Annotated in this window: 9 protein-coding genes and 1 pseudogene; 4 read left to right on the top strand and 6 right to left on the bottom strand. The window is 72.8% G+C overall.

The window, feature by feature from the left end; translation table 11 throughout:
• Positions 1–63: 63 nt before the first annotated feature.
• A complete protein-coding gene (locus ACWEQL_RS10885; RefSeq protein ID WP_452149883.1) occupies positions 64–945 on the top strand; it encodes a TolB family protein in 882 nt (293 codons plus the stop codon).
• A 44-nt stretch (positions 946–989) separates the two neighbouring features.
• Here the strand turns inward: ACWEQL_RS10885 and ACWEQL_RS10880 are convergent, their stop codons facing one another.
• Positions 990–1421: a hypothetical protein gene (locus tag ACWEQL_RS10880; RefSeq protein ID WP_452149882.1), complete on the bottom strand. Its 432-nt coding sequence runs from the start codon at positions 1419–1421 to the stop codon at positions 990–992.
• A 32-nt stretch (positions 1422–1453) separates the two neighbouring features.
• On the bottom strand, positions 1454–8311 hold the full coding sequence (locus ACWEQL_RS10875) for a VWD domain-containing protein (RefSeq protein ID WP_452149881.1): 6858 nt from the start codon (positions 8309–8311) through the stop codon (positions 1454–1456).
• Positions 8312–8932: 621 nt separating this feature from the next.
• Here ACWEQL_RS10875 and ACWEQL_RS10870 point away from each other — a divergent pair.
• On the top strand, positions 8933–13273 hold the full coding sequence (locus tag ACWEQL_RS10870) for a molybdopterin-dependent oxidoreductase (RefSeq protein ID WP_452149880.1): 4341 nt from the start codon (positions 8933–8935) through the stop codon (positions 13271–13273).
• Between the two features lie 128 nt (positions 13274–13401).
• Here the strand turns inward: ACWEQL_RS10870 and ACWEQL_RS10865 are convergent, their stop codons facing one another.
• Together ACWEQL_RS10865 and ACWEQL_RS10860 are read right to left on the bottom strand one after the other, a co-directional pair.
• The gene (locus ACWEQL_RS10865; RefSeq protein WP_452149879.1) at positions 13402–13839 is read right to left on the bottom strand and encodes a hypothetical protein; all 438 of its coding nucleotides are present in this window, start codon (positions 13837–13839) and stop codon (positions 13402–13404) included.
• A complete protein-coding gene (locus tag ACWEQL_RS10860) occupies positions 13836–15320 on the bottom strand; it encodes an APC family permease (protein ID WP_452149878.1) in 1485 nt (494 codons plus the stop codon). The genes ACWEQL_RS10865 and ACWEQL_RS10860 overlap by 4 nt, the downstream gene beginning before the upstream one ends.
• 379 nt (positions 15321–15699) lie before the next feature.
• On the opposite strand from ACWEQL_RS10860, the gene ACWEQL_RS10855 reads away from it, so the two are divergent.
• Positions 15700–16569: an alpha/beta hydrolase gene (locus ACWEQL_RS10855; protein ID WP_452149877.1), complete on the top strand. Its 870-nt coding sequence runs from the start codon at positions 15700–15702 to the stop codon at positions 16567–16569.
• 128 nt (positions 16570–16697) lie between these two features.
• Here the strand turns inward: ACWEQL_RS10855 and ACWEQL_RS10850 are convergent, their stop codons facing one another.
• Positions 16698–17642, bottom strand: coding sequence for a CAP domain-containing protein (locus ACWEQL_RS10850; protein ID WP_452149876.1), 945 nt, complete (start codon positions 17640–17642; stop codon positions 16698–16700).
• Positions 17643–17850: 208 nt separating this feature from the next.
• On the opposite strand from ACWEQL_RS10850, the gene ACWEQL_RS10845 reads away from it, so the two are divergent.
• The gene (locus tag ACWEQL_RS10845; protein ID WP_452149875.1) at positions 17851–19434 is read left to right on the top strand and encodes an ATP-binding protein; all 1584 of its coding nucleotides are present in this window, start codon (positions 17851–17853) and stop codon (positions 19432–19434) included.
• A 138-nt stretch (positions 19435–19572) separates the two neighbouring features.
• Here ACWEQL_RS10845 and ACWEQL_RS10840 read toward each other — a convergent pair.
• Positions 19573–19650, bottom strand: a pseudogene (locus tag ACWEQL_RS10840) (Resuscitation-promoting factor Rpf1); the annotation flags it as partial.

The raw sequence follows: 19650 nt of genomic DNA, 5'->3' as shown, positions 1-19650 counted from the left end.
CCTTGGTAGGCTCCGGCACGGAAGGCTGTCCTGCTGGCTGCGACGTGCTGCGGAGGTTCCGTGATGGCGGACGAGTCCTGGGGAACGACCCCCGACTCGCTGAAGGAACGGCGGATCGGACGGGCCCGGTTCATGGCGCAGCTGACCGCGCCCGACGGCACCGGGACGCTCGTGGCGCAGGACGCCGACGGGGGTGAGCTCGTCCGGGTCGCCGACGTACCCGGGGGAGCGGCGGCGCGGCCGCTGGCGCTGTCCTGGGACGGCACCCGGGCACTCGTCCGCACCGGCCCGGCCGAGCGGCCGGACCGCGACCTGGTGCTGTTCACCCTGGCCACCGGGGAGCGGCACTCCCACGACGCGACCGCGGAGGGCGGCACCGAGTTCGCGGCCCTCTCACCGGACGGTCGTACGCTCGCCACGCTGACCGGCGACGACGTCCGGGTCGGCGTGCTGGACCTCGCCACGGGCGCACGCCGCCGGATCTGGTCCGCCCCCGGCTGGGCGACCGTGGAGGCGTCCGTGAGCTGGTCGCCGGACGGGCGGCTGATCGCGGCGACGTACGTGTCGGAGGAGGACGTCGCGGCCACGATCGTGCTGTCCGCCGAGGACGGCGCCGAGGTGGCCCACTACGAGGGGCTGCTCACCGTCGCCAGCCCCAACGGCACGTGGAGCGGGCCGCGTGAACTGCTGCTCCTTGAGGAGGACCCCGAGGAGCCGGTCGCGCCGGTCCTGCTCCGGGACGTGACCTCGGGCGCGACCCGCCGCTTCGACCGCGACCCGCAGGACGCGGGCGGCCTCCACGCGCTGGCCGGCGGGCGGCTGGTCGAACTGCGCCCCGGCGACGGCCTGTACGCCCACCTGCTGGACGGCTCCGACCCGCGGCCGGTCCTGGGCCCGGGCCCGGGGTACACCGTCGGGTTCTTCGACATCAGCGAGGCGTTCTGAGGCGAGGCGTTCCGAGGCAGGTGTTCCGACGAGGGGCGCCCGTGTCACGGTGACCGGGGCCTGTGCTTCTCCCACTCGTCGCGGACGGCCTTGACGCCGCACAGGTGCTTCTGGGCCGCCGCGACGATCGCCTCACCCTTCTCACTGGCGAAGGCCTGGCCGGCGGCGGTGACCAGCTGGTCCTGTGGCAGGCCGCCGTAGGCCCGGTAGCAGAGGTGGATGCCCTGCTGCCAGGCGTTGACGTCGTTCTGCGCGAGGGCGGGGTCGATGCCGCGGAGGGTGTCGAGGTAGGCGGCCAGGGTCGACTGCGGAACGGTCTCGAATCCCTGGACGACGGCCTTGGTCTCGGTGGACGTCGGGAGGGTGGTCGGGACCGCCGCCGGCTTGGCCGGTTCGTCGCCGCCGCCGCTGCACGCCACCAGCGCGGGAGCCAGGACGGCGGACAGCAGGACGGCGGCGATTCGGGTGCGCTTCACGGTGTCTTGTCTCCGGGGTCGGGGGCGGCCGGTCACGGGGTCGGTGTCAGCTTCGCGGTCAGGGCGCCGACCGCGCTGCCCTGCGGGTCGAACAGCACCTTGTACTGGCCGGCCGCGGGCAGTGTCGTGGCGTCGAAGGTGCAGGAGACGCCGCAGTACTGACTGCCGCGCAGGGTCGTCCCGTCCGGCTTGAGGACCGACACCATGGCGTTCAGGGAGCCGCCCGTCGAACCGCCGGAGAACGCGAACGCGACCTTCTGCCCGGCGGTGCCCGTGAACGTCCAACTGCCGTTCTGGCCTGGAGTGGTGGTGGCCAGCGTCACCGGCGTGCCGTCGACGGCCACCGGGGTGGTGGGTTCGGCGGGGACGCTCCAGACCTTGATGGTGAGGGAGCCGGTCGTGCTGCCCTGGGGGTCGTAGAGGACGGTGTAGGTGCCGTCCGCGGGGAGCGTGGTGGTGTCGAAGGCGCATTTGTCGCCGCAGTACTGGCTGCTGCGCAGGGTGGTTCCGTCGGGCTTGAGGAGTGCGACCTGGGCTTTGAGGATGTCCATTGCTCCGCCGGAGAAGTCGAGGTAGACGCGTTGTCCGGCGGTGCCGGTGAACGTCCAACTGCCGTTCTGTCCGGGGACGGTGGTGGTCACCTTCGCCGCCGTGCCGTCCGTGGTCACCGGGGTGACGGGGTTGGCGGGGACGGCCCAGACCTTGGCGGTGAGGGAGCCGGTCGTGCTGCCCTGGGGGTCGTAGAGGACGGTGTAGGTGCCGTCCGCGGGGAGCGTGGTGGTGTCGAAGGCGCATTTGTCGCCGCAGTACTGGCTGCTGCGCAGGGTGGTTCCGTCGGGCTTGAGGAGTGCGACCTGGGCTTTGAGGATGTCCATTGCTCCGCCGGAGAAGTCGAGGTAGACGCGTTGTCCGGCGGTGCCGGTGAACGTCCAACTGCCGTTCTGTCCGGGGACGGTGGTGGTCACCTTCGCCGCCGTGCCGTCCGTGGTGACCGGGGTGGCGGGAAGGTTCGGGGCGATCCACAGTTTGGCGGTGAGGGAGCCGGTCGCGTTGCCCTGGGGGTCGTAGCGGACGGTGTAGGTGCCGTCCACGGGCAGGGCGGTGGTGTCGAAGACGCACTTGTCGCCGCAGTACTGCCAGGCGAGGAGCACCGTGCCGTCCGGCTTGAGCACGGAGGCCTGGGCGTTGAAGGTGCTGATCGTGCCACCGGAGAAGTCGAGGTAGACGCGCTGGCCGGCGGTCGCGGCGAAGGTCCAGACGCCGTTCTGGCCGGGGACGGTGGTGGTCAGCTTGGAGGGTGTGCCGTCGGTGGCGATCGCGGTGGTGGCGTCGGCGGGCACGGTGTACAGCTTCGCGGTGAGGGAGCCGCCCGTGGTGCCGGTGGTCCGCAGGCCCACGGTGTAGGTGCCGTCCACCGGCAGGGTGGTGGTGTCGAAGCCGCAGGAGGTGCCGCAGTACTGCCAGTTGAGCAGGGTCGTGCCGTCGGGCCTGAGGACGAACACCTCGGCCTTGAAGCTGCTGAACGTGCCGGCCGAGAAGTCGAAGTACACCCGCTGGCCCGCCGTTCCGGTGAAGGTCCAGCTGCCGTTCTGCCCGGCGGCGGTGGTGGTCAGGACGGACGGTGTGCCGTCCGTGGCGACCGCCCGCAGCACGTCGCCGGAGGCACTCAGGGTGAGGGAGCCGGTGGCGGTCCCCTGCGGGTCGAAGACCACCTTGTAGGTGCCGTCGACCGGGAGCGTGGTGGTGTCGAAGGTGCAGGACGGGCCGCAGTACTGCCAGGTGCGCAGGGCGGTGCCGTCCGGCTTGAGGACGGACACCCCGGCCTTGAGCACGTCCAGCGTGCCGCCGCTGAAGCCGAATCCGACCTTCTGCCCGGCCGTCCCGGTGAACGTCCAGACGCCGTTCTGGCCGGGGACGGTGGTGGTCAGCTTGGAGGGTGTGCCGTCGGTGGCGATCGTGGCGGTGGCGTCGGCGGGCACGGTGTACAGCTTGGCGGTGAGGGAGCCGCCCGTGGTGCCGGTGGTCCGGAGCGCCACGGTGTAGGTGCCGTCCACCGGCAGGGTGGTGGTGTCGAGCCCGCAACCGGCGCCGCAGTACTGCGGGTTGACCAGGGTCGTGCCGTCCGGCCGCAGTACGGACACCTCGGCGTTCAGGGTGCCGAAGGTCCCCGCCGACAGGTCGAAGTAGACCCGTTGGCCGGCGGTCCCGGCGAAGGTCCAGCTGCCGTTCTGCCCGGCGGCGGTGGTGGTCAGGGTGGACGCGGTGCCGTCGGTGGTGACGGTCCGCACCACGTCCGCGGAGACGCTCAGGGTGAGGGCGCCGGTGGCGGTGCCCTGGGGGTCGAAGACGACCTTGTAGACGCCGTCCACCGGCAGGGCGGTGGTGGCGAAGGTGCAGGTCGCGCCGCAGTACTGCGAGGCCAGGAGCGTCGTTCCGTCCGGCCTGAGGACGGACACCTGGGCCTTCAGCACGTCCAGCGTGCCGCCGGTGAAGCCGAGGCCCACCTTCTGCCCGGCCGTCCCGGCGAAGGTCCAACCGCCGTTCTGTCCGGGGACGGTGGTGGTCACCGTGGCGGGCGTGCCGTCGGTGGCGATCGTGGTGGTCGGGTCGGCGGGGACGGACCAGAGCCTGGCGGTGAGCGAGCCGGTCGCGTTGCCCTGGGGGTCGAAGCGCACGGTGTAGGTGCCGTCCACGGGCAGCGTGGTGGTGTCGAAGACGCACCGGTCGCCGCAGTACTGGTTGTCGCGCAGTGCGGTGCCGTCGGGCTTGAGGATCGACGTGTAGGCGCTGAAGATGCCGAGGGTGCCGCCGGAGAGGTCGACGAGGACGCGCTGGCCGGCGGTGCCGGTGAACGTCCAACCGCCGTTCTGGCCGGGCGTGGTGGTGGTCAGCTTCGCGGGCGTGCCGTCGGTGGCGATCGGGCCGGTGAGGTCGGCGGGCACGGTGTACAGCCTCGCGGTGAGCGAGCCGCCCGTCGGCCCGGTGGAGCGGAGCAGCACCGAGTAGGTGCCGTCCACCGGGAGGACGGTGGTGTCGAGTCCGCAGGAGGTGCCGCAGTACTGCGAGCCGAGCAGGGTCGTCCCGTCCGGTTTGAGGACGGAAACCTCGGCGTGGAAGGCGCCGAAAGTACCGGCGGAGAAGTCGAAGTAGACCCGCTGGCCGGCCGTTCCGGTGAAGGTCCATGCCCCGTTCTGGCCGGCGGCGCCGGTGGTCAGGACGGAGGCCGTGCCGTCCGTGGTGACCGGCCGGGCCACGTCGGCGGAGACGGCGACCGTCAGCGAGCCGGTGGCGGTGCCCTGCGGGTCGAAGACGACCCGGTAGGTGCCGTCGGCCGGGAGCGTGGTGGTGTCGAAGGTGCAGGAGGTGCCGCAGTACTGCCAGTTGCGCAGGGCGGTGCCGTCCGGCTTGAGCACGGACACCTGCGCCTTGAGCACGTCCAGCGTGCCGTCGGTGAAGCCGAACCCGACCCGCTGGCCGGCCGTCCCGGTGAAGGTCCACACCGCGTTCTGGCCGGGGACCGTCGTGCTCTGCCTGGACGCGGTGCCGTCGGTGGCGATCGTGGTGGCCGGGTCGGAGGGGACGGACCAGAGCCTGGCGGTGAGCGAGCCGGTCGCGTTGCCCTGCGGGTCGAAGACGACCTTGTACGTGCCGTTCGCGGGCAGCGTGGTGGTGTCGAAGCCGCAGGAGGTGCCGCAGTAGGTGTGGGAGAGCACGGTGCCGTCGGGCCTGACGAGGGACGCGGAGGCGTGGAGGAGGTGGAGCGTGCCCGCCGAGAGGTCGACGTGGACCCGCTGGCCGGTGGTGCCGGTGAAGGTCCAGACACCGTTCTGACCGGGGACGGTGGTGGTGAGCCGGGACGCGGTGCCGTCGGCCGCCAGGGCGGCGGTGGTGTCGGTGGGGACGGCCCGGATCGTGGCGGTGAGCGAGCCGACCACGGCCGCGCGCGGGTCGTACCGGACCGTGTAGGTGCCGTCGGCGGGCAGGGCGAAGGTGTCGAAGCCGCAGGAGGTGCCGCAGTACTGGCCGGTCCGCAGGGTCGTGCCGTCCGGTTTGATGACCGACACCTCGGCGTCGAGCAGGTTCACGGTGCCGGCGGAGAGGTCGAGGTAGACGTTCTGCCCGGTGGTGCCGGTGAAGGTCCAGCCGCCGTTCTGGCCGGGCGCGGTGGTGGTCAGGGTGGCGGGCGCGCCGTCGACGGCGGCCGTGGCGGTGACGTCGGCGGGGACGGCGGTCACGCGCAGCGCGTAGCTGCCCGCGGAGCCGTTCTGCGCCTTGACGGCCAGCCGGTACGGGCCGGGCGCCAGGTTGCGGAGCTCGGCGCCCTGGCAGCCGTAGCCGGAGCCCGCGGCGGCGCCGGCGGCGGTCTCCAGGGTCCAGCGGAGGTTGGCGCTGCCGCCGGGGCAGGCCGTGGGGTCGATGTAGACGGCCCCGCCGGCCGGGACGTCGAACCGGTAGTCGTCCTCGGCGGCGGTGTTCTCCAGGTTGCCCGCGCCGGGGCCGGGCACACCGTCGGAGACGCTGAGCGGCAGGCTGCCGGTGAAGGACTGCGGCGGCACGACCTGGACGTGCAGGGCGAGGTCGTCGACGCCGAAGGCCTGGTTGGCGATGCCGCTGATCCCGGTCGCCGAGACCTTGAACTCGGCCTGCGCGTCGCTGTGCGTGAACGGTACCGTCACCCGGTACCGCTTGTACGGGACCCCGCCGGCGAGCGTGCCGCTCGCCACGGGGGTGAGGGTGCTCGGTGTGACGGTGTACGGGTTGGCGCGGTCGGTCTGGACGGTGACCGTCCTGGCCTCGGTGCCCGTCGTCCAGTCGCCGAGGGTGAGTAGGTCGAAGGAGAGCGTGCCGCCGAGGTGCGAGGGCAGTGCCTGGACGTAGAAGCGGTAGGACTCGGTGCTGGTGAAGGGTCCGGCGAAGGAGGTCGTGCCGGGGTCGCCGGACAGTCTGGCGGGGGAGAGGTTGGTCGGTAGCGACGGGCTCTCGAAGTCCGTGGACAGGTCGCCGGCGGCGTCCACGCCCCGGGCCAGCGGGTCCAGGCCGGCCGTCCGGCGCTGGGCGGCGCCGGTGGCGAACGCGGTGTCGGCGGTCAGCGCCACGTCGAGGACGCAGCCGTTGAACGCCGGGCCGGCCGGTACGCCCGCGGCCTCGCACTTGGTGGTGGCCAGGGCGATCTGGTCGGGTGCCAGGTCGTGCCAGGTGACGATGTTGCGGGGGTAGGTGAGGTCGGTGAAGGTCGCGGTGTTCTGGCCGGGTGCGTAGGTGAAGAGCGACTCGTCGTCGGTGATCCGCCAGGAGTCGGCGTAGTCGGCGTGCAGGACGGCGGGCGGGGTGTCGGCGGGCAGCCGGGTGCCGTCGGCGAGCTTCAGGTCGTTCGACGGGTCGCCGTCCGCGTCGCCGAACAGGCCGACCAGGTCGCTGTCGGTCGCCGGGGGCACGTACAGGTGGCCGTTGCCGTGCGACCAGGCGAAGACCGGGCCCCTGACGCCCTGCCACATCACCAGGTAGCGGCCGCTGGTGTCGCGGGTGACGAAGGCGCCCTCGCCGAGCGAGAGCATCGTGCCGGTCTCCAGGGGCCGCGCCAGGCCGTCCACGTACAGGCCGTCGTTGTCGAGCTCTACGCGGTGCTCGTTGACCTCCATGGCGACCCGGGTGAGCGTGGAGACGTTGCTGGACGCCCAGAGCGGGGCCATCCGGCCCTGGATGGTGACGTGGTGGCGCTCGGACTGGGCGAGCGTGAACTCGCCGGCCGACTGCAGGTCGTAGTTCAGACCGTCCACGGTGGCGAAGTGCGGGTCGCCGTTGGCGTGCGCACCGTAGTGGTCGATCAGGAACCAGGTGATGAGCACCGCGACGGCGATCGCGCCCAGGGCGAGTGCCGCCGGTGCGGTCAGGGCCAGTTCGGCGAGGAGGGCCGCGCCCAGGCTGGTGCCCAGAGCCGCCTCGATCTCGGTGAGCAGGGCCGAGGCGAGGACGGTGAGCGCGCCGGCGGCGAGCAGGTCCCCGGGGACGCCGCCGTCGTGGGCCAGCTCCTCGAAGCGGGAGACCAGTTCGGCGGGGACGGGGATCGGCGTGATCGGCGGGATCGGGACCATGGTGGGCTCGGCGGTCGGCGTGCTCGTCGGGGTGGCGCTCGGCTGCGAGGTCGGCTGGGAGGTGGGCTGGGCGGTCGGCAGGATGATCGGCGGGGACGGCGGCTGCACCTTGTCCTTGTCGCAGACCCGCTTGCCGCGGTCCTCCTCGATGCTCAGCAGGCCGGCCTGCGGTGCGGTGCCCAGGTAGGTGCGGCGGACGTAGCCGGCGTCCCCGGCGGCCGTCTTGCAGGTCTTCTCCGCGTCCCACACCTGGAATTCGTCCCGGTAGACGCCCCACTTGTTGAGGGTGTCGCCGCGCCGGACGTTCACCATGCCCTGGCTGCGGAAGTGCGCGATGTACCCGTCGACCTGGGTGCCCCATTGCGGGTAATCCGCGTTCTCGCCCTTGACCTTCGCCTCGATGACGTCGACCCCGGCGGCCGCATTGTTCCGGTCGTACACCACGATGTCCGGCCGTTTGTTCCCCGGCTGGTACATCTCCCACTGCACATCGGGGCTGATCAGCCCCTGGCTCGGGGTCTCGACCCGGTCGCTCAGGTACTTGACGCCGCGGGCCTGTCCGATGGCCTCGACGCCCTTGCCGCAGGTGTTCCTGTCGTAGACGAATCCGGGCCTGGTGGGCCCCAGGCATCCCGGGAGCACGGCGAGTTGGCGGCGGGTCGTGTACAGGTGCCCGTTGATGCACCGCTTGGCCTCACCGCGGGCGCCGGCCGCCCAGTTGGTGTCGTTCGTGCAGGTCGCGGCCTGCGCCCGGCCCCAACCCCAGTACTGCTCCACCGGGACGATCAGTGCGGCCATCAGGACTGCTGCCAGGAATATGCAGAGGCGACGCACTGTCTCTCCCGCGAACTAGGGGAAGGCGCAAGGGGGCAAGGGCAACGCATGCTAACCATCGATGATTCGTTCGGGCCAGGAATGTGGCCGGTTCCCCGCCCTCCGGCCGGAATTCGCCCGGGCGATCGGCCTGATATCGGTGACATGACCCGACCGGCGACCATTCAGCGGAATTCCCCGGTCTGCGCGATTTCGCCCCGGCCGGGAGGGCCGCGTACCGCCGCCGGAACGTCACCGACGTCCTCGAACGCCACCCGGCGGCGCATCGCGGGGCAAAAGCACCGAAGTTCCGCCGTGAACGGTGACCGGCCCGCCGGCGTGGACACCATGGGGGAGCTCGCGGAGGGCGACGACCCCGGGTGCGGGCGGGGCGCACCGGCGTCGTCCCCCGCGGGAGCTCACACGGGCGGGACCGGCGGTGTGCGGCGGGGTTTACCTCGGGAAAGTGGCCTTCGTGATCTCGCGTTAATGGCTCCTCCCTAGGGTCGTTGACGGTGGGACACTCCCACCGCCGGACGTCACGACCACCGCCCCCTGCCGGGGCCGCGTCCGGTGACGAGGACCACCACCTGAGAGGGAGCGGCCGTGACGGCACCGGGCCCGGACACCACCAGCACCGTGAGGACGGTGTGCTCGTACTGCGGTGTCGGCTGCGGGCTGGTCCTCGACATCGCCTCCCCCGCCTCCGGCGAGGGCCGCCGTACGGTGGCCAGGGCGACGGGCGACCGCGGGCATCCCGCCAACGCCGGCCGGCTGTGCACCAAGGGCGCCACCACCGCCGACATGCTCGCCGCGACCGAGGGGCGGCTGGGTACGGCCCTGCTCCGCACCGAACGCGGCACCGAGGCCGTCCCGACCGACGTCGACGCGGCGATCACCGCCACCGCGCGCCGGCTGCGGGCGATCCTCGACGAGCACGGGCCGGACGCGCTCGCCTTCTACGTCTCCGGCCAGCTGACGCTGGAGGCCCAGTACCTGGTCAACAAGCTGGCCAAGGGCTTCGTCGGCACCAACCAGATCGAGTCCAACTCCCGGCTGTGCATGGCCAGTGCGGGCAGCGGCTACAAGCTGTCGCTCGGCGCCGACGGGCCGCCCGGCTCGTACGAGGACTTCGACCACGCCGACGTCTTCCTGGTGACCGGCTCCAACATGGCCGACTGCCACCCGATCCTGTTCCTGCGGATGATGGACCGGGTCAAGGCGGGCGCCAGGCTCATCGTGGTCGACCCGCGCCGCAGCGCGACCGCCGACAAGGCCGACCTCTTCCTGCAGATCAGACCGGGCACCGACCTCGCCCTGCTGAACGGGCTGCTGCACCTGCTGGTGGAGAACGGGCACACCGATCCCGCGTTCATCGCCGAGTTCACCGACGGCTGGGAGGAGATGCCCGGCTTCCTCCAGGACTACCCTCCGGCGAAGGTCGCCGAGGTCACCGGCATCCCCGAGGAGGACATCCGCCGGGCCGCCCGGCTGATCGGCGAGGCCGGCGAGTGGATGAGCTGCTGGACGATGGGGCTCAACCAGTCCACCCACGGCACCTGGAACACCAACGCCCTGGTCAACCTGCACCTGGCCACCGGCGCGATCTGCCGCCCCGGCAGCGGCCCGTTCTCGCTCACCGGCCAGCCCAACGCCATGGGCGGCCGGGAGATGGGCTACATGGGCCCGGGCCTGCCCGGCCAGCGGTCCGTCCTGGTGCCCGAGGAGCGGGCCTTCGTCGAGGAGCTGTGGGGCCTGCCCGCGGGCACCCTGCGCACCGAGGTCGGCAAGGGCACCGTCGAGATGTTCGAGCGGATGGCCGAGGGCGCCGTCAAGGCGTGCTGGATCATCTGCACCAACCCGGTCGCCTCCGTCGCCAACCGGAAGACCGTCATCGCCGGGCTGGAGACCGCCGAGCTCGTCATCACCCAGGACGTCTACGCCGACACCGAGACCAACGCCTACGCGGACGTCGTCCTGCCCGCCGCCATGTGGGCCGAGTCCGAGGGCGTGCTGATCAACTCGGAGCGCAACCTCACCCTGGCCCGCCCCGGGGCCGACCCGGTCGGCCAGGCGCTCCCGGACTGGCAGATCATCGCCCGGGTCGCCCGCGAGATGGGCTTCCCGGGCTTCGACCACCGCACCGCCGAGGAGGTGTTCGAGGAGCTCAAACGCGCCTGGAACCCCAAGACCGGCTGGGACCTGCGGGGCGTGTCGTACGAGCGGCTGCGCGAGACCCCGGTGCAGTGGCCCGCCGCCCCCGCCGGCCCGGAGCGCAACCCGATCCGCTACCTCAACGACGGCGTCAGCCAGAGCCTGCTGGAGCGCCCCGACGGCAGCCGCCCGCGCCTGGCGTTCCCGACCCCGACCGGACGGGCCTCGTTCTTCGCCCGCCCGCACCTCCCGGCCGCCGAACTGCCCGACGACGACTACCCGTTCGTCCTCAACACCGGCCGCCTCCAGCACCAGTGGCACACCCTGACCAAGACCGGCCGGGTCACCAAGCTCAACAAGCTCAACCCGGGCCCCTTCGTGGAGGTCCACCCGCAGGACGCCGAGGCCCTGGCCATCGCCGACGGCGACCACCTGGAGGTCGCCTCCCGGCGGGGGCGCGCGGTGCTGCCGGCCGTGGTCACCGACCGGGTCCGGCCGGGCAACTGCTTCGCGCCGTTCCACTGGAACGACCTGTTCGGCGAGTACCTCTCGATCAACGCGGTCACCAGCGACGCCGTGGACCCGATCTCCTTCCAGCCCGAGCTCAAGGTCTGCGCCGTCGCGCTGCGCCCGGTCGCGGCCCCCGAGCGCCCGGAGCTCCCGGCCGCACCCGCCGCCAGGCCCGCCGCCGCGTCCGCCGGGGCGGTCGGGCCCGTCGCCGCCTCCGTGCCGGCCCCGCGCTCCCTCCTCGACCCGGCCTCCCCGGTCGCGGTGCTGGCCAGGATGGTCGGCATCACCGACCTCGCGCCGCCCGCCCTCACCGTCACCGAACGCACCTACCTCTCCGGCTTCCTGGCCGGACTCGGCTCCACCCGCCCGCAGGCCACCGCCGTACCGGTGCTGCCGCCCCGGGCGCCGGTCGACCCGGAGCGGGCCCGCTGGATCAACGGCATGCTCGCCGGGACGTACTCCCGCTCCGAGCCCGACCCGCTCGCCCCCGGTGCCGTGGCGACCGCCCCCGGCGCCGCGGCGGCCGTCCAGGAGCCGGCGGCCGCCGCGCCGGCCCGTACGGTCGCCGTGCTCTGGGCCTCGCAGACCGGCAACGCCGAGGAGGCCGCCGCCAGGGCCGCCGAGCGGCTGACGGCCGAGGGCTGGCAGCCGCTGCTGCTCGGCATGGACGAGGCCGGGCCCGACGCGCTGACCGCCGGGACGCCGGTGCTGCTGATCACCAGCACCTTCGGCGACGGCGAGGCCCCCGACAACGGATCCGCCTTCTGGGACCGCCTCACGGCCGACGGCGCCTCGGCGGACGGCCTCTCGACGGACGGTCTGACGGCGACCGGCCTGACGGCGACCGGGCTCGCGGCGGGCGGCCCGGGCGGGGCCGGCGCCCTGCGCTACGCCGTGCTCGCGCTCGGCGACTCCAGCTACGACGACTTCTGCGGCCACGGGCGCCGGCTCGACCAGCGTCTCCACGAGCTCGGGGCCACCCGCCTCGCCCCGCGCGCCGACTGCGAGCCCGACTACCAGGAGGCCGCCGGCCGCTGGCTGGACCAGGTGGTCACGGCCCTCGCCGCCTCCGTCCCGGCGACCGCGGCCCCGGCCGCCTCCGCCCAGGCCACCGCCGCCCCGGTGACCCCGAGCGCCTCGCCCGCCCGGACCGGCTACACCAAGGCCGCGCCCTTCGGCACCCTGCTGATCGGCAACCGCCTGCTCAGCCTGCCCGGCTCCGCCAAGGAGGTCCGGCAGTTCGCCTTCGACACCCGAGGCGGCGAGCACGGCGACCTCCAGTACGAGCCCGGCGACGCCCTCGGCGTCTGGCCGGTGAACTGCCCCGAACTCGTCGACGAGTGGCTGGCCGTCACCGGCGCCGACCCCGACGAGCCCGTGACCGTCGGCGACCAGGGCGCGATCCCCTTCCGCGAGGCCCTGCGCAGCCGCCTGGAGATCGCCAGGATCACCCCCGACCTGCTGCGCTTCGCCGTCGAGCGCTCCGGCGACCGCGACCTCAGGCGGCTGCTGCGCCCCGACAACACCGGGGAGCTCGCCAAGTGGAGCTGGGGCCGCCAGGCCGTCGACGTGATCGGCTCACTGCCGGTACGGGCGGGCGCGGGGGAGTGGGCCGGTGTGCTCAAGCGCCTCCAGCCCCGGCTGTACTCGATATCCTCCAGCCCGCTGGCCCACCCCGGGGAGGTGCGGCTGACGGTGTCCGTCGTCCGCTACGCCAACGGCGCCGGGCACCCCCGCAAGGGCGTCTGCTCCAGCTACCTCGCCGACAACGCGGACGACGGCCCGGTGCCGGTGTTCGTCCAGCGCTCCCCGCACTTCCGGCCGCCGGCCGACCCCGCCACGCCCATGATCATGGTGGGCCCGGGGACCGGCGTCGCCCCGTTCATCGGGTTCCTGGAGGACCGCCACGCCCGTGGCCACACCGGCCCGAACTGGCTGTTCTTCGGCGAGCAGCGGGAGGCCACCGACTTCTACTACCGCGAGGAGCTCGCCGCCTTCCGCGCCTCCGGGCACCTGGACCGGCTCGACCTGGCGTTCTCCCGCGACCACCGCAACAAGGTCTACGTCCAGGACCGGATGCGCGAGCACGGACTGCGGCTCTGGGACTGGCTGCAGAACGGCGCGCACCTCTACGTCTGCGGCGACGCCGCCCGGATGGCCAAGGACGTCGACCGCACCCTGCGGGAGATCGCCGCGACCCACGGCGGCCTGACCGAGGAGGAGGCCGACGCCCACGTCAAGCAGCTCGCCGCCGACCGGCGCTACGTCCGCGACGTCTACTGAGCCGCGACGTCTGCTGAGCCGGGAGCCCCCGGCCTGGTCGATCATCCGGTTCCGGCGGGCCGGCCCGGCCCGGCCCGACGGTACGGCGGTCCCCTGCCGATCGGCAGGGGACCGCCGTACCGTCAGGATCAGTCGTTGACGGTGTCCTCGGTCTTGAGGCTGTCGAGCTGTTCCTGGTAGTCGTCGAGCTTGTCCGGGCAGTACACCTTGATGATCTCGGCGCCCGCGCGCAGGATCCGGGAGTCGGCGATGACCGGCCGCATCCCGGGCCCGCCCGCGCCGTTGGCCAGGTTGACCCGCCACAGGGCCTGCTTCAACGCCGAGTTCGGGTCCTCGCAGACCGCGCCGCCGTCGGTGCCGAGGACCAGGGCGGTGTTGTTGACGTTGACGGCGGGCAGGCCCTGGGCGGTCCTCGCCTCGTTCAGCTGGTTGGCCTTCCGGTGGGCCTCGTTGGTGGCATGCTGCTGGGTGTACGTCAGCAGGCCGACGACCGCCAGCGCGACCAGCAGCACGATGGAGCAGATGTAGATCCAGCGGTGCTCGGACGCCATCCGGGTGGGGCTCATGCCACGGCCTCCTCGCCGGTGTCGGCGTCGGGTTGGCGCCAGCTCGGCTTGCGCAGTTTCAGGAACGAGAACGGGATCACGATCCCCAGGAGCAGCAGGCCGCCGCCGACGATCCCGATGTACGCCCAGACGCTGCCGCTGCCGAACTGCGAGGACGGCACGAAGCCGATCGCCATGGCCAGCGCCGACGCCACGAAGCCGATCACGCAGATCGTGGTGAGCATCGGTGCGCGGTAGCCGCGCGGGTGGTCGGGCTGCTTGCGGCGCAGTTGGATGGCGGCCAGGAACATCAGCAGGTACATGATCAGGTAGACCTGGGTGGTGATCACCGAGAAGATCCAGTACACGCTGGACACGTTGGGGATCAGCGCGTAGAGCAGGGCGATGACCGTGGTGACGAGCCCCTGGGTGACGAGGATGTTCTGCTGGATGCCGCGGGCGTTGAGCTTCTGGAGGAACGGCGGGAGGTAGCCCTCCTGGCGGGAGATCAGCAGCAGGCCCTTGGAGGGGCCGGCGAGCCAGGTGAGCATGCCGCCGAGGGAGGCGGAACACAGGGCGACCGCGACGATCGGGACCAGCCAGCCGATGTGGAAGTACTGGAAGAACGCGTCGAAGGCCTGCATGACACCGGCGGTCAGGCTGAGCTGGTCGGCCGGGATGACCCAGCTGATCGCCAGGGCCGGCAGGATGAAGATCAGCAGGACCATGCCCATGGCCAGGAACATCGCCCTCGGGAACTCCTTGGCGGGGTCGCGCAGCTTGTTGACGTGGACGGCGTTCATCTCCATGCCGGAGTAGCTGAGGAAGTTGTTGACGATCAGCACCAGGCTGGCGATGCCGGTCCACTGGGGGAAGAGGTGGGAGGCGTCCATCGGGGCGGCCGAGGGGTTGCCCTGCCCGAGGAAGACGAACCCGAGCAGGACCAGCAGGGTGCCGGGGATCAGCGTTCCGATGATCAGCCCCCAGGAGGCCAGGCCCGCGACGGCGTTGGTCCCGCGGGAGGAGACCCAGACGCCGGTCCAGTACAGGACCACGATGACGATCGCGGTGTAGACGCCGTTGCTGGCGAGCGCGGGGTTGATCACGTAGGAGATCGTGCTGGCCACGAAGGCGAGGAGGCTGGGGTAGTAGAAGATGGTCATCGCGAACTGGCACCACACGGCCAGGAAGCCCAGCGGCTTCGACAGGCCCTGGGCCACCCAGTTGTAGACGCCGCCGCTCCACCCGGAGGCGAGCTCGGCCGACACCAGCGCCGTCGGCAGCAGGAACACCACCGCCGGCAGCAGGTAGAGGAAGACGCAGGCGAGGCCGTACACCGCCATGGTCGGCGCGGCCCGCAGGCTGGCGACCGAACTGACCGTCATCAGCGCCAGGGTCAGCCAGGTGATCTTGTTCGGTGCGGCTGCGGCCCGCACCGCGGCCGCGGTGCGCGACCCGCCCGCTCGGCCGGCGTCGTCGCCCGGAACGTCCACGGTACTCAACCGATGCCTCCTCGACCGGCCTGTCGACGCCTCATGCGTCAGACCCGATCGTCGGGGCCCCACCCGGGCGGCGCACCTCCGGTTGCTCCGTTCGGATGGACGGCGGGCCCGTCGGTCGCACCGGCGGTCCTCACCCGGACGGCTCAATCCGGGTGTGCTGCCGGACTCCGAACCGCCCGGTGTGCGGCGGTCCACCGCCGAGGTGCCGAAAACCCTTGGCCGGTTCGGTACGGGGTGCGTTATGGTCACCGCCATGAGTTCCGTCATCCACAACTGGCAGGCCATCCGCACCCGGTCGGCGCGCTGACCATGGTGTAGGCCGTCGCCGGCACCAGGTCTCACGTCCACCGTTCACCTCAGGATGACGAGGATCTTCACCATGCGCGCAACCTCGCGCCCCACATTCGTATTCGTTCACGGCGGCTCCAGCAACGCCCGGGCCTGGGGCCCGTTGCAGAACGAGCTGGCCCTGCTCGGGCACCGCTCGTACGCCGTCGACCTGCCGGGCCACGGCGACCTGGCCGACGGCCCCGCCGACTACTACCGCCAGCCGCAGGACCTCATCGCCCTGGCCGACGCCCCCTCGCCGATGCGGGGTGTCACGCTGCAGGACAACGTGCGCCACGTGCTGGCCGTCATACGCCGGCTCACCGCGGCGGGGCCCGTCGTCCTGGTCGGCAACAGCTTCGGCGGTCTGACGATCAGCGCCGTCGCCAACGCCGCACCGGACCTGCTGCACCGCGTCGTCTACCTGTCGGCGGTCTGCCTCAGTGACCCGGTCATGCTCACCGAGCCGTGGGACGTGGTCGACGACAACCTGCTCGACGCCCTGGCCGCGCGCATCACCGTGCCCGACGCGGACGGGCGGAACCCGGGTGTGGCCCGGCTGAACTGGCGCAGCGCACACGCCGACCCGCAGCTGTTCGCGGAACTGAAGGCCGCGGTCATGGCCGACTCCACCGACCACCAGTTCCGGCTGCTGCTGGACTCCCTGGACCCGGACGAGAGCTACACGGTGCTGGAGCCGGGCGCGGTGGTCCGGGCCGACGGATGGGGCCGTGTCCCGCACACCTTCGTCCGGCTCTCCGCGGACAGGAGCATGCCGCCGGCCGTTCAGGACTACATGATCCGTAAAGCGGACGAGCTGACCCCGCACAACCCCTTCGAGGTGCACACCCTGGAGGCCTCGCACGTCGGCTACTTCAGCCGGCCCGAGCCCTTCGCGGAGCTGTTGGCCGGCCTCGTCTGAGGCGATCCGGTGCCCCGGGCCTCCCCACCGCCGCCTCGGCGACGGGGAGGCCCGGGGCACCGGGCCCCGACCCCGTGACGCCCGTCCGGCCGCTTCCGCTGCCGCCCCCGGGCGCCGTCGGCCGTCGGTCAGTGCGCGTCGGAGAAGTTGTGCACGCCCCACCAGCCGGACTCGTCGTGGTAGACACCCACGCCGACCTCGGTGAACGAGGTGCTGGTCTGCGCCTTGTAGTGGCCCGGGCTGTGGCGCCACATGGACTGGAACCGCTCCGCCGCCTCCTGCGCGGTCATGGCGGGGTCGCTCCACCACACGATGTTCTCGCCGATCCAGGTGCGCGAGCCGGTCACCAGGTACTGCGTGTCCGAGCCGGCCGAGTGCCCGAACCCGGAGGTGCGCATGTGCTGCGCCCACCGGCGGGCGTAGTCCGTGAGGTCGGCGCGCAGGGCCAGCGGGGGCAGCCCGACGGTGGCGCGTTCGGCGTTGAGGAGCTGCAGCGACAGGGCCTCGGCGTCCTGGTTGCTCCGGGAGTCCGTACGGGGGCCGGGGACCTTGGGGTCCGGCCCGACCGGCCCGCCGCCCGGAGCGGCGGTCGGCCTGGCCGTCGTGGCCGTCACCAGGGTGGTCGTGGTGGCGGACGCGGAGGCCTTCGGCGCGGCGGTGGCCGGCCGGCTCGTGGGACCGATGGCGGTCGGCGAGGGGGCGGCGGTCGGCGCGACGGACGGACCGGTGGGCTGCGCCGTGGACGGGTCGGCGGACGGCCCGCCGGACGAGGTGGGGAGTGGCGACGCCGGACCGGTGGCGGCCGGACCGGTGTCGGGGGCCGCCGGGACGCCCCCGGCGGGGCGGGTCCCCGCGGCGCCCTGGGACCGGCCCTGGTCGGTGGTCCCGGCCGGGTTCACGGTGACGACCGCGATCGCCGCGAGCAGCGAGACCCCCGACAGCGTGAGCGCCGCCGTACGGGTCCTCCAGGCGGGACGCCGTACGCCGCGGTGCCCGCGCGCCCTCGGCGCCCGGACGGTCTGGTCCGTCCAGGACGCGGTCGGCCGCGACGGGAGTTCGGTGGGGGTGTGCATGGGGGCTCCGCTGTCTTCCGAGGGCTGTCGGACGATCCCGACGGTTGGGAGACACCCGGAGGCCGGTGGGATAACAGTTCCTTCCGAAAGGGGCCACGGAGCGGACGGTGCCGCCGGGGCGGTGCCGGCGGGCGGGGAACCGCCACCCGCCGTCGCGACTTCCCCCGGACCGGTGGCGCGCCCGGGCCGCGACACGCTGTCATGAACCATGCATCTCACCGGACCTGGGGACCAGGCCATCCCCGCAGAGACCAACAGCCTCGTCGGACGGAGCCGTGAACTCGCCCGGGCACGCCGCTTACTCACCCGGACGCGGCTGGTCACCGTCACCGGCCCGGCCGGGATCGGCAAGACCCGCCTCGCCCTGCGCACGGCCCGCGACCTGCGAGCCTCGTACCCGCACGGCGTCCGCCTGGTCGACCTCGCCCTCCTCCAGGACGGCGAACGACTCGCCCAGACCGTCGCCCTCGGCCTGGGGATCACCCATGAGTCACCCCTCGACCCGCTCGCCCTGCTCGTCCACCACCTGGCCGACCGGCGGCTGCTCCTCGTCCTCGACAACTGCGAACACCTCACCGACCACTGCGCACCGCTGATCCACACCCTGCTCACCGCCGCCCCCGGTCTGCGGGTCCTCACGACCAGCCGCCAACGGCTCGGCGTCTACGGGGAACACATCCTCGACCTCCCGCCCCTGGCCACCCCCGACGCGGACCACCTCCCGGGGCCCGACTCGCTGACCCGCTACGCCGCCGTACGGCTGTTCGTCCAGCGGGCGCGGGCCGTCCTCGGCGGATTCCCGCACGGCGCGGACGAGTGGACTGCGGCCGGCCACATCTGCGCCCGCCTCGACGGCATCCCGCTGGCCATCGAGCTGGCGGCGTCCTGGATGCGGGTCCTCCCGGTCCGCCAGATCCTCGACCGGCTCGACGCCTGCCCGCACCTGCCCACGCCGACCGGCCGGGCCGTACCGGAGCGGCACCGCACCCTCCACGCCGCGATCGACTCCAGCCACCACCTCTGCACGCCCCGCGAACGCCACCTGTGGACCGCCCTGTCCGTCTTCCGCGGCGGCTTCGACCTCGCCGCCGCCGAGGCGGTCTGCCACAGCGAGGACCTGCCGCGCCACGCGGTACTCCCCACCCTCGCCGCCCTCATGGACAAGTCCCTGCTGACCCGCGAGCAGCGCCCCGGCGAGCCCCGCTACCGCATGCTGGAGACACTGCGCCACTACGGCCTCGCCCGGCTGCGCGAGCAGGGCCGCGAGCCGGACACCCGGCGACGCCACCGCGACCACTACCGCGACCTGGCCGCCCGCGCCGAGGCCGACTGGTTCAGCCCCCGGCAGAGCGTCTGGCTCGCCCGGCTGCGCCACGACCACGCCAACATCCGCGCCGCCGTCGAGTTCGGCCTCACCTCACCCGCCGAGGCCCAGGGCGCGCTCGAACTCGTCGCCGCCCTCTGGAGCCACCGGTTCGGCCACGGCGGTCTGGAGGAGGAACGGCACTGGCTCGACCGCACCCTCATGCTCGGCACCGCGGTCTGCTCCACCGCCACCCGCATGGCGACCCCGAGCAGCCCGCCCACCGCGACCGGCAGCGAATGGGCCCGCTTCATGGACCTCGGCACCACCGTCCAGGGGGCCGTCGAGGAGTCGTTCCACCCCAACTACTACGCCCAGCAGGCGCTCGGGCGCTGCCTGACCCTGCTGGACGCCAAGGGGAGTGGCAACTGGTCCTGCCGCAACACCGCGGGCCGCGACGCCACCGGCATGTACCTCACCGCCCGGTAGGCCGTCCGGCCCGCCCTCCGACGGGCCGCTCCCCGCCGGCCCCACCCGGCGAGGAGCGGCCACATTCCGTTCGTTCGCGGGTATGACGATGCCGCCGCACCCGGTGTGGGGTGCGGCGGCATCGTCATGGTGGCTCTACTTGGTGAGGCCGGCCTTGACGGAGCAGACGGGCCAGGCGCCGGGGCCCTGGGCGGCGAGGACCTTCTCGCCGATGGC

Source organism: Kitasatospora sp. NPDC004240 (assembly GCF_053603215.1).
This window is presented reverse-complemented; position numbering and strand designations above follow the sequence as displayed.

Coding starts and splice junctions, on each gene's coding strand:
- ACWEQL_RS10875 (WP_452149881.1), bottom strand. CDS start 8,311: ATGGCCGCACTGATCGTCCCGGTGGAGCAGTACTGGGGTTGGGGCCGG.
- ACWEQL_RS10885 (WP_452149883.1), top strand. CDS start 64: ATGGCGGACGAGTCCTGGGGAACGACCCCCGACTCGCTGAAGGAACGG.
- ACWEQL_RS10845 (WP_452149875.1), top strand. CDS start 17,851: ATGCATCTCACCGGACCTGGGGACCAGGCCATCCCCGCAGAGACCAAC.
- ACWEQL_RS10855 (WP_452149877.1), top strand. CDS start 15,700: ATGCGCGCAACCTCGCGCCCCACATTCGTATTCGTTCACGGCGGCTCC.
- ACWEQL_RS10850 (WP_452149876.1), bottom strand. CDS start 17,642: ATGCACACCCCCACCGAACTCCCGTCGCGGCCGACCGCGTCCTGGACG.
- ACWEQL_RS10865 (WP_452149879.1), bottom strand. CDS start 13,839: ATGAGCCCCACCCGGATGGCGTCCGAGCACCGCTGGATCTACATCTGC.